This window comes from uncultured Fenollaria sp. (assembly GCF_934202865.1).
GTDB lineage: Bacteria > Bacillota > Clostridia > Tissierellales > Peptoniphilaceae > Fenollaria.
In genome coordinates, this window is the sequence record NZ_CAKPYL010000039.1 from 1 (window position 1) to 14318 (window position 14318).

Genomic DNA, 14318 nt, shown 5'->3' on the forward strand with positions numbered 1-14318 from the left:
GCAAAAGCCGCAAATTAGGCAAGAAATTACCGTCCTCCGCCACCGGATCCGCCAGCGGAGAATCCTCCGCCGCCGCCGAACGACATCCCACCTCCGCCTCCGCCGCTTGACGACGATGACGAAGACGCATGGTTCTCATACACGTGGCTCATGGCTGTTCCCAAATGATTAACTACGTGGTACATCACAAGTGGATCCATGCCGCTATATCCAGCGTAAGTGTAGTTAGGGTCTATCATCTTAAACTTATAAAGTACCTTTTCCCCAAGGCCAAATAGCGCCGCGAGCACTAGGTAATCGTCCCAAAGCGCGACCTCAACGGCTTCACGCTCATTAATCAAAGTGAAGTCCTTCAAAAACTTGATGAAGCCCTTTTGCTTAACCGCTTCTTCGCGGCCCTTCATAGTTAGTTTATCATATTTAAAAAACACAAGACGCGTCTCTTGCGTCGACAGCCTTGCTTTTTCGGACTCAAGCGAGGAGATATCCTTGTACTTTTGCACAAAGTACGTCGCCTGGTCACCTTTGTCAAACGCCTTCGTAAGCTCAGCGTTTCTCAAAATGCGGTCCTCGCCAGACGCTCTCTCAACAAGATCAAAAAGCTCTCTTTCCATGCTGTCCGCATTTGCCGGCTCCTTGATTATGGCGAAGCAATCCTCAGCCACATCCCTCTTAAAAATAAAGCCCTTCTTGAATTTTTCGTTAATCACTTCGATGTTGCCGTCCTTAATCCATTTCAAAAAGTAAGCCGCGACCAAATTTCTCACCGAAAATGAATGGAATTGCGAGTGGATAAAATTATTCAAAATTATGTTGCCGCCAATAGGTAGGTCCCTGTAGTAGTCAACATCTTCAGGGAGTTTGCCCTCCTTCTTTTTAATGGACTTGCGAAACATCATTGACGCAAAACCCGTTACTATCGCGATAAAGGCAAGACGCAAGGGCCCCATAATCATGTTCGTCGCTCTATTTAAGCCATTTAAGAAGCCTCCGCCAGCATACTCATAACCATAATCATCTTCAGCCTCATCAGCGTCTTCAGGAATATTTTCTTCGTGACGATCATAATAATCAGAGCCATCCATAGCTCTTTCCTTCATCTCTTCAAAAGTGCCACTGCCTATGCTAATGGGATTGATCACGCCCTTATTTAAGCCAAATAAAACAGTTAGGTGATTTGCCGGGCCAAAGTCATTAATTTCATGAACTATGACCTTGCCGTCTTCAAAAACAATGTCAGCGCTTGAGCCAAAACCCCAAACACGAGCGTTGTCCTCAGTGATCTCGCCACTCTCAAGGCTTAGCTCGAAAGAAACCTTTTTTGGAGCAGGGTCCATCTGATCATTCACAAAACGAATGTTGAAGCCGTCCATATCGTCAAAGCTTTGAGCGGCGCTGCTCATAGTATAAGTCAAAGTATAAGTCTTGTCCTTGTTTAGGTCGCTCTTGCCAAAGCAGAGCTCTATGCCGTCATAAGTCTCATTAATACCGCACTTGCGAGCCTTTTCATCAAAGGACGCATCGACATTCCAATTATTAATGGTTTCATAAGGAACATTTTCATCCGAAACTTTATAATCCGCAATCACTATGTCGCGCATATTGCTCTTTGGTATGAAAAACTCAGTGCCTGTGCCGGGTGTGGCTCTCCAAACTTCAGTCACCATAAGCGCGCCGTCATCCATAAGCGTGGCCTTTATCTCAATCGAGTCGATACTATCCGAGGCAGCATATATATTTACAGAAAAAACTATAAGTATAGCTGCAAGGATAGTCGCGAGTACTTTTTTCATTATCTAAACTCCAAATCAGGCATGTCCTTTTTGTTGTCATCAACAGTCAAATACTCTCTTGGATGCACGTTTAGCATCGAAGCAACTACTGATGATGGGAACATCTTAACGTCTCTGTTAAGCTTTGTAACGCAGTCGTTGTAAACCATACGGCTCATTCTAACTTTATTTTCGTAGTCGTTGATTGAGTCCATAGTCTTAGTGTAAAGCTCAGACGCTTTTAGCTCTGGATAGCTCTCAGCCACTGCATTTATCCTAGATAGAGCGCCTTCAAGTAGAGCCTCATCGCCATTGACATCGCCGGCAGTTTTTAGAACCGGTCTACGCTTTTCGATGATGCCTACAAGAGATTCGTACTCGTGAGCCGAGTAAGCCTTAACCGCACTAGCAAGCGCCTTTAGAGCGTCCCAACGCGAGTTAAGATTGACAGAGATGTTGGCAAGAGAATTGTCAACGTTTTCCTCTAAAAACACGAAACGCCTTTGTTGGCCGATGTAGTAAGAGATTAAAACCACTACTATCGCTCCTAAAATTACTATAAACATAATTTTTCCTCCTTAATAGATATTTCATTTATATTTTACCCAAAAATTGTAAGGGAAATGTAAAGTTTTTTAATTTTCTTCTTATTATATATAAATATGGCCGCCAGTGGCACAGCTATTCTTGATAATGGAGGCGTCTTGTGATAAAATAAATAGGTAGAGAGGGGAGAATTGTATGTTTGATAAAATAAAATTACATTTTTTGACCGAGGCGGGCACGCTTAACTCACTGGGCAAGATCGCCCTCGTGCTATTATACTTCGTCATCGCCTTGATTATAGTGAAGATCATCAGCTTAATCATAGGTAGGCTTGCGAAGAAAAAGTACAACAAGCTCAGAACCATCGACGCGAAGAGGCTTAAGACCGTGCTGAGCGTTTTGAAGAGCTTTGCGACAATCATCATCATGTTTACATGGTTTTTGTCGGCACTAAGGATATTCGGTGTCAATACCTCGGCCATCATCACTACTGCTGGGATAGGCGGTATCGCGATCTCCTTTGGTGCGAAGAGCCTCGTTGAGGACATCATCAGCGGTATATTTCTTATGCTTGAAGATAGCTTTGTGATGGGCGACGACATCACTGTAGCGGGCAAAACTGGTACTGTTGAGAAGATCAGTCTGCGTACAACGACTATCCGTGATTATAACGGTGAGCTGCACGTCATTCCTAATGGCGAGATAAGAGTCGTGACAAATAGGAACAAAAACGTTCAAAGAGCGCTGATTACAGTGCCTATAGCATATGATGCCGACGCGCAAATGGCGATCGACGTCTTGACGAAGGCGCTGAAAAAAGTTGATGAAGATCACGCAGTTATTGAAGAGGTTAATGTATGGGGCATAACTGATTTTAATAGTGATGGTGTGGTGATATCATGCGCCGCTAAGACTATACCGGGTGAGCAATGGAGGATTGAAAGGGAGATGCGCAGAATTGCTATCGAAGAGCTTAGGAGGAATAATATAAGAGTTCTAGATAAAACTTTTGTGATTAATAATTAAAAAATACGTTCGCGTTCAAATTCCGTCTAAGGCTTGCGCGCTCGCTTCCTCCTTGCGGAGTACCTGTACGTACACCTCAGTCGGTCGCTCGTTATGCTTCGCCTTATACTAGAATTTGCTCTGCGAAGTCCCATGGTCGGACATTGATCCAGAGTAAAAATGATTAGGGTTTGTGAATAAAGGAAAATGATCTAAATAAAAAAATATAAAAAGTGTTTGCGCTCGATTAGCGCCTAAGACTTGTTTTGCTCTGCGAAGTCCCATGGTCGATGTGTGATCCAGGGTAAAGAGAATTAGGGTTAGTTAATAAAGGAAAGAGATCTAAATCGAAAAAATAAAGTAAGGCGATTGCATTTGATTAGCAAAAACACTTTTTGAAGTGAATTTGTCAAGTCTAGTAAAAATGAAATGAAAAGTGATTTTCATAAACATAGAAAAAAGATATAAAAACTAAATTTAATAAGCAAAAGAAAATGGTCGGATCACTCCGGCCATTTTTTATATTAATCAATTGCAAACTATTTATCTATCTCTTCTCCCAAAAGATATTTCTTTCCATCCTTCTCCCAAGCCACGCACGAGTCCAAATTAATATTCATCGCGCTATTCAAAATATTCCTCTCCGCCATATCATTCTTCTCCATAAGCTCGGCGACAAGGTCCTTGATCTCGTAGCGTATATTACCCGATCTCTTCTTCGTAACGGAGCAGGCGCAGTCCAAAGCCTTGAGATCACTTCTCTTAAGCCATCTCTTAATGTCATCTTCCCTTATGTAGTACATAGGCCTAATCAGTTTGAGCCCTTCAAAGTTTTGGCTATCAAGTATCGGGCGCATGGTCTTGAAAGTACCAGCGTAGAGCATATTCATAAGCGTCGTCTCAACCACATCATTCATGTGATGACCCAAAGCGACCTTGTTGCAGCCAAGCTCCTTCGCCTTGCCATATAGGGCGCCGCGGCGCATACGAGCACACATGTAGCACGGGTAGTCGCCCGCAAGCTTCTCAGCCACTTGAAATATGTCCGTCTCAAATATTTGTATGTCTATGCCTAAAAATTTGCATAGCTCCTCAAGCTTCTCCCTATTCTCCTTAGTAAAGCCAGGGTCCATGCTCACGTAGCAGACATCAAATTTAAAAATCGAGTGCTTCTTCAGCTCCTCAAACATCTTCGCAAGAAGGATCGAGTCCTTGCCGCCACTGATAGCGACCAAGACCTTGTCACCCTCTTCAATCAGGTTAAAATCGTTTATCGCCTTAAGAAATTTCTTCCAAAGCTCCTTGCGATAGCTCTTGATGATGAAGCGCTCAATCTCTTTTTTCTCTATACTATACATTATATTTGATTAAAGAGTCAACCTTGTAGCCATCAAGCTTGTCGCGGCCCTTAAGGTCAGTTAGTTCAATCAAAAACTCAAAAGCAACAATTTCGGCACCCATCTTCACAAGAAGATCCTTAACAGCCTCAACAGTTCCACCAGTCGCAAGAAGGTCATCAATTACAACAACCTTAGTGCCCGGCTTGATCGCGTCCTTGTGGATCTCGATAGTATCAGTGCCATATTCCTTTTCATAAGAGTACGACACAGTCTCGCTGGGTAGCTTGCCCTTCTTTCTAACAGGAATAAAGCCAAGACCCATCTTGTAGCTAAGCGCGCAGCCAAGCATGAAGCCCCTCGCCTCAGGTCCGACAATGTATTCAGCGCCAAGGCCCTCGATATTCTTTTCTAATTCATCTACAGCGTACTTGAAAGCGTCCTTGTCCTTAAGAAGCGTAGTTATGTCCTTAAACGAAATCCCTTCCTTCGGGAAGCCTTCAACCACCCTTATAGTGCTTTTTAAATCCATATTATCACCCAAAGAGTATTATACCACTAAATATATTTTATGGCAATCGTTTTGTATTATCTTTATGTGAATGGCCTTGCCACTACGTAAATATTTCTTTATAGAAAAAATTTATATTCAAAGTCTTTAGTATAGTATAATGTTATATTACATTTTGATTAAAAAGCACATTTGCTATTGCAAATATTTTAATTAAGAAGTATAATATAGATAAGAAAGGAATTATTTAGGACTTTCAAAATTATTCAATACTAGGGAGGTAGTAGTATGAAAAAGTTAAGAAATATTTTGGCTATGCTAATGGTATTCGTTATGCTAGTAGCAGTTATGCCAATGAATGTATTTGCTGAAGATACACCAGGAACAACTGAACCAACAAAACATGCTATAAAAATAGCAGAAGGTATAGAACACGGTTCTGTTACAGCAAATCCTACTGAAGCAGCAGAAGGTGATGAAGTTACATTAACAGCGACTCCAAATGAAGAAGGTTATGAATTAGAATCACTTACAGTTACTAAGGAATCAGGAGGAAATGTTGCTTTAGCTGAAGGTAATAAAACTTTCACTATGCCAGCTGAAGCAGTTACAGTTACAGCAACATTCAAAAAGACTGAAACAGAAGCAGATAAAAAGGCAAAAGAACTTGAAGAAGCAAAAGCTAAAGCTAAAGAAGAAGTTGAAGCTCTAGAAAACCTATCAAACGAAGAAAAGAAATCATTTGAAAAAGCTATTGATGACGCTGAAGATTTAAAAGGCGTAGATAAAGCTCTTACTGATGCAAGAACAAAAGATGCAAACAATAAAAAAGCAGCTGATGATAAGAAAGCTTTAGATGAAGCAAAAGAAGACGCTAAGAAAAAAGTAGATGCAGATGAATACTTATCAAAAGAACAAAAAGAAGATGCTAAGAAAAAAATAGATGCAACTCAAAATAAAGATGCATTAGATAAAGTAATTGAAGAAACTAACAAACTATCTGCGCAAGAAAAAGATAAGAAAGTAGCAGAAAAAAACGGCTACTATAATGTCTTCAAAGGATACACAAATCACGGATCTTTCACAGTAAGTCCAACTTTAGCTAAAGAAAAACAAACTATCACTGTAACAGCTACACCAAATTATGGCTATGCAGTTAAAAGCGTTTACTATATAGAAAATAATATTAAACATATTATTAAGAACTATGCATACAACGACTACTATTACTATGGATACAACGGAAGATATTACAACGATTACAACTACTATTACAGTGACTACAGAAACTATTATTACAATGATTACGCTACTTATGAAGATTATCTAAAAGATAGACACCCTAGCTTCTGGAAGAACGGTTACAGATATTGGGATGATTATGACTACAGATACTATAACAGATATTACGATAGATACTACGATAGATATTATGATGGTTATTACAGTGACTACTACAGATACTATGATGACTATGTAGATAACTACTACAGAAGATATAGTAGCTATGAAGACTATCTAAAGGCTAAACACTACAGTCACTACTATGACTACAGATACTATGACGGATATGACTACAGATATTATGACTACAGATACTATAATTACACAACAACTGACTCATTCAATATGCCAGCAAGCAATGTAACTGTTTACGTAGAATTCACTGACGCTTATCCTTATTACTATGATGACTACTATTATTACAGATATCATAGAAACAAAAAGGACAACTACTACGAAAGACAAAAGAAGGCTGAAGAAAAGGCTGAAGAAGAAAAAGTAGTTGAAAAAACTCCACAAGTATTTGAAGCAAGCGCAACTATAAACGTTGGTTCTAACGTATTTACTAAGGTTAACAAGAACGTTACTACTAAGCACCAAATGGACGTTGCTGCATATGTTAAGAACGGCAGAGTAATGCTTCCACTAAGATATGTTGCCGAAGCTCTTGGTCTACAAGTATCTTGGGTTCCTGAAACAAAGACTGTTATTATCTGGGATTTAACTCAAAGAGTTGAAATACCTATAAAGTCTAACAAGATTATCGTTAGTGGCGTAACTTACACAAGTGATGTTAAGCCTGAAATCAACAGCAGTAGAACAATGCTTCCAATCGCTAACATAGCAAGAGCACTTGGCCTAGTAGATGGCACTGACATCATCTGGGATCCAGTTATGAAGCAAGTTAAATTGACAAGAAGAGTTTTAAGTAAATAATTTATAAAGTCCTAAGGGTCCGCTCATTGATATGGGCGGATCTTTTTTGCTTAAATAATATATCTTGACAATGGATGGGATTTATACTATAATGGTTAAGTCAAGTTAAAAACTTTGTAAAACAATCGGCATGGAGAGATGGTTGAGTTGGTTGAAGGCGCTCGCCTGGAAAGCGGGTATACGTGATTAAGCGTATCAGGGGTTCGAATCCCCTTCTCTCCGCCACGTGCTAGTTGGGAAGGTAGCGGCATCCTGTAACCATAAATCCGCTATATTTGGAATGAATTCCCGACCGAGGGCGTCTTCTGTGGGGCTTGCCCACAATAAGAGGTGTTGAACGAAGGGTTCTTGCGCAACATAAATCATACGAACCTCGTCAGGTCCTGGCGGAAGCAGCGATAAGTATGTATTTGTGTGTGCCGCGAGGGTGCCGTTCGGGAGCTGTCTGTTGTGGTAACACTTATAGAAGCCGAACAGAGTCGGGTGCACTACATAGCAAAAAACAAGGGTCAGTTTAAAAAAACTGACCCTTTTACTTGTGGGTTGACCACAATAAAACCCCCAGCTATGCTGGGGGAATAAGTAGCTTTAGCTTCAAGAAAAAACCCCTTTCGTGATATAATAAAAATAGTCTACCAAACTACAATAAATATCAGAAAGGAGTTAATCCAATTGGATAAGAATATTTTATCACATACAACTTGGGATTGTAAATACCATATTGTATTTGCGCCCAAATATAGAAGACAAATAATATACGGAAGAATAAAAGAAGATATAGGAAAGATACTAAGAGATCTTCTGTCAAGAAAAGGAATAGAAATAATAGAGACAGAATTATGTCCAGACCACATTCATATGTTAGTTAAAATACCACCTAAATATAGCGTTTCAGAAATCATGGGATATTTAAAAGGGAAAAGTAGCTTAATGATATTTGATAGACATGCGAGTCTGAAATATAAATATGGCAGCAGACATTTTTGGTGCAGAGGCTACTACGTAGATACAGCAGGAAAAAATGCTAAAAAGATACAAGAGTATATACGCAATCAACTTAAAGAAGATTTTACAAAAGATCAAATAAGTCTTAAAGAATATATAGATCCATTCACAGGAGAAAAGACAGATAAGTAAAAAGAAGTAAAGAGGCGCTTTAGCGTCAGTTGAGAAAGTAGTGCAAGTGGTAGACTTTCAACGTGCACAAGGTGCACAGCAGGTAAAAGCCCCTTGCAGGGGCAGAGCAAACCACCGGCTACGCCGGTGGTTATGATTTGGATTTCGCATTCAAACGAGCCCTTGAACTCGTTCCCTCCTCGGCAATGCTCGAGTACGCATTTGTACGCTCCGCTTGCCTCGTCAGTCCACTTCGTCCAATCATCTCGTTTGCTCTGCGAACTCCCGCGTATATGTGTATTGATGCGATAGAAGATAAAAAATTGATCCAGTTAAGAATCATATGTGCCCTTAGTTTGCTCTGCACAACGCTTAGCGCAAAGATTCACGTCCATTTATGGACGGGGTTCTTCAATCCCGCGTATAGATTTATTGATGCGATAGGTGATAGAAAATTGATCTAAATAAGAAATATGTTTGATATAAAAAAACTTTTAAATATATCCTTACTATTAATAGTTATCCGCCACTTAATAGTGAGAAAATTGATTTTCACGAGCGCAGCATTCGGAATAAATTGCATTAATTTCTTAATGAAGATGTCTGCCCGAAAATTCATCTAGTTGAGCGCAGCGAACGAATATGAATTTTCAAGACATCGAGTTTAGAAATTAACAATTTATGTAGACCAGCAAGCGACGAAAACAATTTTCGATGTACTATGCTAAGTTAAATGCATTTGGATTAGATAAAAATATATAATTTGATCAAAATACATATTGTGTCAATTATATTAACTAAAATAAACTACTTTAATAAAACACTTACAACGGAAGAAAACGATTTTGCGAATCAAAATAGTCTTAGGCGCAAATCGAATGCGAAATAAAAAAACGACTAAACAATTGTTTAGTCGTTTTTTTATGGTCGGGGTGAGAAGGTTCGAACTCCCGGCCCCATGGTCCCAAACCACGTGCGCTACCAAACTGCGCTACACCCCGCCGAAATATTACTCACCTATTATACCGTTCTCTATACATTCTTGCAAGTGAAGATAATTCTTTTTTACTCATTATTTCTACTATTATTATAGTTTTTCTTCTATTATCTCACGAATTTACAATATTTTTATTTTATCTTAATAGCTATCGCTATTAAACCATTCTCAATATTTCAAAATAGTTACAATTGCATGAATTTTGACAAACTTAGTGCATTTTGTTATATAATGGAGACGTATGATAGAAAGGAAGGATAAAATGAAATTTAAACGTATAGCAAGTATCGCTCTTAGCGCAACGCTTGCATTTTCGATTTTAAGTCAAAGTTCTTTAGCTTATATAATTAACGAAGAAAGAAAGGAAGAGTATTTGGCGAGCGGCGTGCATCGCGCGAATATCGAGAGATTCACGAGCGAGGGCTGGCAAAACCTAAATGTTTTGACTATTGACGCGACTAGTGGCATGAACGAGATCAAGGCGATGTTTAACACTGAAGGTGTTTCTCACAGGTCGAATGTTAAGGACATGGTCTCTGTAAGTGGCGCTGTTGCTGGTGTTAACGGCGACTACTTCAACTACCAACCGCATCCATCGACACTTGGCGTGATCGTCAATGACGGCAAACTTATTAGCTCGGCTCAAGAGGGTAAGAACAATCTGCCTGTCTTCTACCAAAGCAATGCTGGCGACATGCATGTGGGCTACATCACTCAATCTGTTGACATCTTAAATAAATTAACTGGCGCAAAATACCACGTTAGCGGCTACAACAAGGCTTACGGCGGCTACAAATACCTTTCTCTATTAACAAGGGACTGGGGCAAGAAGAGTTTCGGCGCGAAGGCTGCGAACATGACTGAAATTCTCGTTGAGAATGGCGTTGTTGCTGATATAAGAACGAATGGCGAGCCTTTTGATATCCCTGAGAATGGTTATGTCCTTAGCCAAAATGACTCGCCTCTAGCAAGTCTAACTCTTGGCACTCCGCTTGAATTGCAAGTCACTTCAAATGTCGACCACAATGGTCTAAAATTTGCTATGGGCGGCGGCTCCATCATCTTAAAAGATGGTGTTGCTATGCAAACTAACATTGTCAATAAAGGCAGACACCCAAGAACTGGTATCGGCGTCACACAAGACGGCTCAAAGATAGTCATCATCACTGTTGACGGAAGGAATGGTTATGCTGGCCTTACTCAAAAGGAATTTGGCGAGCTATTCAAGAGCTTCGGCTGCTACAATGCGATGAACCTTGATGGCGGCGGATCGACTACCATGGTCAAAAAGACTAAGGCGATGGACTCTGCTGAGATCATAAACAAGCCATCGGGCGGCACTCCAAGAGCTGTTGTATCAGGCGTTGGAGTTTTCTCGAATGACAATCCAGGCGCTGCACAAAGAATTGAGCTTGAGCTCGATACTGACAAGGCTTTCCCTGGTGTACCAGTAGGCTACAGTGTTAAAGCTTACGACGCAAGTAACAATCCTGTCAGAGTTGACGCAAATGCAGTAAGTGCAAGCGCTACGAATGGCGCGTCTTGTGCAGGAGGCAGTTTTATTGGCGCCTCTCAAGGCGTTTCTGAGGTTACAGTCACTTACCAAGGTGCGAGCGATACGAAAAACATCGAAGTTTACTCAGAGCCGGTTGAATTAAGAAGCTCAACTGAAAAGATAAACGCAAAACCTGGCGATAAATACACTATCAAGGACATCATCGGTCTAGATAATCAAGGCCGCAGCGCTAAAATTCCGACTTCTAGCATTAATTTCTCCATCTGGGGCAAGGTTGGTGCGATGAGCGGAAATGTTTTCACTGCATCAAATAATATTGGTTACGGCTACATTACCATGGGCTATAAAAATACTTATAAGAACATCCCAGTAACTATTGGCTTCAATACAAAGCCACTACTAGATTTTGAAAGCCTTGACAATATTAAGGCATCGAGCTTCCCAGCTGATAAAGTGGCTGCTAGCTTAAAAATTTCAAAGGACGCAAAGCAAGGCAAGGGCGCAGTTGAGCTTAACTACGACTTTTCAAAGCTTGATGACTCAAGAGCTGCTTATATAAGCTTCAAGAAGCCACCAGTTTTAGCTGGCAAACCAAAGAGGCTTGGCATGTGGGTCAAGGGAGATGCGAAGGGCGCCATGCTTAAGGCGACTATTAAGGACAGCGAAGGCTTTGCTGAGCAAATCACTTTCACCGAAAAAATTAATTTTAGTGACTATAGATATCTTGAGGCAGAAATTCCTGACAACGAGGCGTATCCATATACCCTACTAAACATCTACGTGGGCAGCTCCAATAACTCTGCCATGGTTAAGTCAAAGATTTTGGTCGATGCTATCGATTTACTATATGAACACAAATTTGAAAACGCCATCGACAATTCATCTGTCTTGGCAGATAGTCAAAACGGCTTCTTGGCAAAGGCTCGTGGCGGCGAATACCTAGTGGTTTCAGGCTATGACGCTAATCAAGACAAAAATTTTGCCGGAGCAAAGACAGCCATAATCAATAAGATGAATAAAGTTGATACAGGCATCTTGCTAAATAACTACGACAGCGGCTTTAAGAAGGCAGTTTCGAAGAACCTTTTGAAGAATGGAAACGTTTTCTCGACAAGCGCTACGACAAACGCCTTTATACTAAACTTAAATACTTCGAAGAGGTCACTAAGGCTTTCTGACGCAAAAGAGTGGAGCTACATCACAGGCAGCTTGAAGAACATCACGCAAAAGAACTTGGTCGTGACTATGACGAGCCCTGTCTTTGGCAAGGGCGGCTTCACCGACAAGAAGGAAGCGGAATTACTTCACGCGAAGCTTAAGGAGCTTGCCGACATGGGCAAAAACGTCTACGTCGTTGCCGGCTCAAACGAAGCGTCCGTCAAAGTGCTTGACAAGGTGAGATACATTAACGTCTTCAACAAGCCTATCAAGACCAAGGCCGACCTAGTTAAGAGGAGCTACGTGCAATTCACTTTCAATCCAAACGCAAGTGCATACACTATCGCTAACTATTAATATGGTATAGAGACTATTATTATAGAATAGATTAAACGAAAAGGACTGTGAGAGCAGTTCTTTTTTTATGGGAATATGTTTTTCCTAGCATAAGATATGTCTTGACAACTAAGAGTGCAATTTTAAGTGTTACGCTTGCAAAGATTGATTTTTTACTTGATTTATGTTATACTATTTATGATTTATTAAAAAAACATAAGACAAATTGATATGATAAAAGTTATAAAACAATGAGGTAAAAAAGGAGTGGTGTAGGTGAAGCGCTGCATTGCATTTTCCGGTATGGTCTAAATAAAAATATTTGATTTGGAGGATTAAAAATGACTATATCGGAGAAAAAAATATATCCACGAACGGGTGATAATCAAACTGTTTATTTGAAAAATGTAGTAAATGACGAAAATATTGAGATTGGTGATTATACTATGTATAATGACTTCGTAAACAATCCAAAAGATTTTCAGAAAAATAATGTACTGTATCATTATCCCATTAACGGAGATAAGTTAAAAATCGGCAAATTTTGTTCTATTGCTTGTGGAGCAAAATTTATATTTACAAGTGCTAATCATACGATACACTCACTCTCCACATATCCTTTTCCAATATTCTTTGAAGAATGGGAATTAGAGAAAAAAGATATTATAAATGCTTGGGATAATAAAGGCGATATAACGATAGGAAATGATGTATGGATTGGATATGAAGCTATGATTATGTCAGGGATTACAATTGGGGACGGAGCAATTATAGGCACCAGAGCATTGGTTACTAAAGATGTTCCTCCTTATACGATTGTCGGTGGTGTTCCGGCAAGGCCTATTAGAAAACGATTTACTGACAAAACTATTTCTGCCTTATTAGAAATTAAATGGTGGAATTGGGAAACAAAAAAGATTAAAGCGCACATTGCAGCGATACAATCAGGAGATATAAATAAATTAACTGATTGCGATGATTAAAAGATAGAAAATCTCAATTATTCCGAGCAATAGACAAGCAGTTTAAGGCAATCCATTGGGGTTGCCTTTTTTGTATTAGAAAACCCCCAGTTAGACTGGGGGGGGGTTCAGTTTAGCTTTAGCGGTGATAAACAAACATAAAAACCTCCCTATTTGATATAATATAATTGTAATCTGTCAATTGCAATATAAAAATCAAAAAAAGGGAGGAATTAAAAATGTCATTGAATGACACACATAGTTTATCACATACAAAATGGAATTGCAAATATCACATAGTGTTTGCTCCTAAATATAGAAGGAAAGAATTTTATGGCGGTAAAAGACTTGAAATAGGACAAGCTTAGTGAACAGCTGACATTTGATGCAATTGACCCTTTTAAAGGGTAGCTAGTATAATTTGCAAGTGACAGATTAAGCAACGTCCTTGAGGCGTGGCTAGTAATACAGGCCCTTTGGGCCGCATGAGAAAAACCCCCGGCTAGGCCGGGGGATATTTTGTAGAAATATGTTTTTCCCAGAATAAGATATTTTCTGACAATTAAGAAAATTAAAGAAAGTACAAAAAAGCAATAGCTTGACATATTATAATTAATATATTATGATTAATTATATGAAGATTATAATAAATCAGATAAATTAGAAGGTTTGATTGCAGTATCTCAAAAAGCTATAGCAGATACATATGATTGCTTTTCACAAGAAGAAGTTCATAATGATGTTTTTTCATTGCTTAAATATTTAATTGATAATGAACTATTTATAGAGGATAAAAATGAATTATAGTTTTTCTAGCAATATTAAGTTTTTAATTAAAAATT

At 39.4% G+C, this 14318-nt stretch carries 9 protein-coding genes, 2 tRNA genes, 1 other RNA gene and 1 pseudogene; 8 read left to right on the forward strand and 5 right to left on the reverse strand.

Annotated features, from left to right (window positions below):
* Window positions 1-26: 26 nt before the first annotated feature.
* Both Q0E71_RS04950 and Q0E71_RS04955 read right to left on the reverse strand, forming a co-directional pair.
* Window positions 27-1793 carry a DUF2207 family protein gene (locus Q0E71_RS04950; RefSeq protein WP_294796645.1) on the reverse strand — a complete coding sequence of 589 codons (1767 nt, stop codon included), beginning with the start codon at window positions 1791-1793 and terminating at the stop codon, window positions 27-29.
* Entirely contained in the window at window positions 1793-2338 is a 546-nt protein-coding gene (locus Q0E71_RS04955) for a LemA family protein (RefSeq protein WP_294796648.1), read from the reverse strand. Before Q0E71_RS04955 ends, Q0E71_RS04950 begins: the two co-directional genes overlap by 1 nt.
* Window positions 2339-2513: 175 nt before the next feature.
* On the opposite strand from Q0E71_RS04955, the gene Q0E71_RS04960 reads away from it, so the two are divergent.
* Window positions 2514-3344 carry a mechanosensitive ion channel family protein gene (locus Q0E71_RS04960; RefSeq protein WP_294796651.1) on the forward strand — a complete coding sequence of 277 codons (831 nt, stop codon included), beginning with the start codon at window positions 2514-2516 and terminating at the stop codon, window positions 3342-3344.
* A gap of 518 nt (window positions 3345-3862) precedes the next feature.
* On the opposite strand, the gene Q0E71_RS04965 is transcribed toward Q0E71_RS04960, so the two are convergent.
* Window positions 3863-4681, reverse strand: coding sequence for an ATP-binding protein (locus tag Q0E71_RS04965; protein WP_294796654.1), 819 nt, complete (start codon window positions 4679-4681; stop codon window positions 3863-3865).
* Window positions 4674-5192 (reverse strand): adenine phosphoribosyltransferase, encoded by a 519-nt coding sequence (locus Q0E71_RS04970; protein WP_294796657.1) that lies wholly within the window; start codon window positions 5190-5192, stop codon window positions 4674-4676. Before Q0E71_RS04970 ends, Q0E71_RS04965 begins: the two co-directional genes overlap by 8 nt.
* Window positions 5193-5459: 267 nt before the next feature.
* On the opposite strand from Q0E71_RS04970, the gene Q0E71_RS04975 reads away from it, so the two are divergent.
* The 4 genes from Q0E71_RS04975 (at window position 5460) to tnpA (ending at window position 8528) form a co-directional block, all read left to right on the forward strand.
* Entirely contained in the window at window positions 5460-7391 is a 1932-nt protein-coding gene (locus tag Q0E71_RS04975; RefSeq protein WP_294796660.1) for a stalk domain-containing protein, read from the forward strand.
* 132 nt (window positions 7392-7523) lie between these two features.
* A tRNA-Ser gene (locus Q0E71_RS04980) sits at window positions 7524-7616 on the forward strand.
* Window positions 7616-7882, forward strand: an RNA gene (ffs, locus tag Q0E71_RS04985) — signal recognition particle sRNA large type. Before Q0E71_RS04980 ends, ffs begins: the two co-directional genes overlap by 1 nt.
* Window positions 7883-8063: 181 nt before the next feature.
* Window positions 8064-8528, forward strand: a complete 465-nt coding sequence (gene tnpA, locus Q0E71_RS04990; RefSeq protein ID WP_294796663.1) for an IS200/IS605 family transposase — start codon at window positions 8064-8066, stop codon at window positions 8526-8528.
* Window positions 8529-9431: 903 nt separating this feature from the next.
* Here the strand turns inward: tnpA and Q0E71_RS04995 are convergent.
* Window positions 9432-9508, reverse strand: a tRNA-Pro gene (locus Q0E71_RS04995).
* Window positions 9509-9766: 258 nt separating this feature from the next.
* Here Q0E71_RS04995 and Q0E71_RS05000 point away from each other — a divergent pair.
* From Q0E71_RS05000 to Q0E71_RS05010, 3 genes and pseudogenes are all read left to right on the forward strand, one after another.
* A complete protein-coding gene (locus Q0E71_RS05000; RefSeq protein WP_294796666.1) occupies window positions 9767-12535 on the forward strand; it encodes a phosphodiester glycosidase family protein in 2769 nt (922 codons plus the stop codon).
* A 320-nt stretch (window positions 12536-12855) separates the two neighbouring features.
* Window positions 12856-13497, forward strand: a complete 642-nt coding sequence (locus Q0E71_RS05005; RefSeq protein ID WP_294796668.1) for a CatB-related O-acetyltransferase — start codon at window positions 12856-12858, stop codon at window positions 13495-13497.
* A 218-nt stretch (window positions 13498-13715) separates the two neighbouring features.
* Window positions 13716-13835 (forward strand): annotated as a pseudogene (locus tag Q0E71_RS05010) (IS200/IS605 family transposase); the annotation flags it as partial.
* Window positions 13836-14318 lie beyond the last annotated feature (483 nt).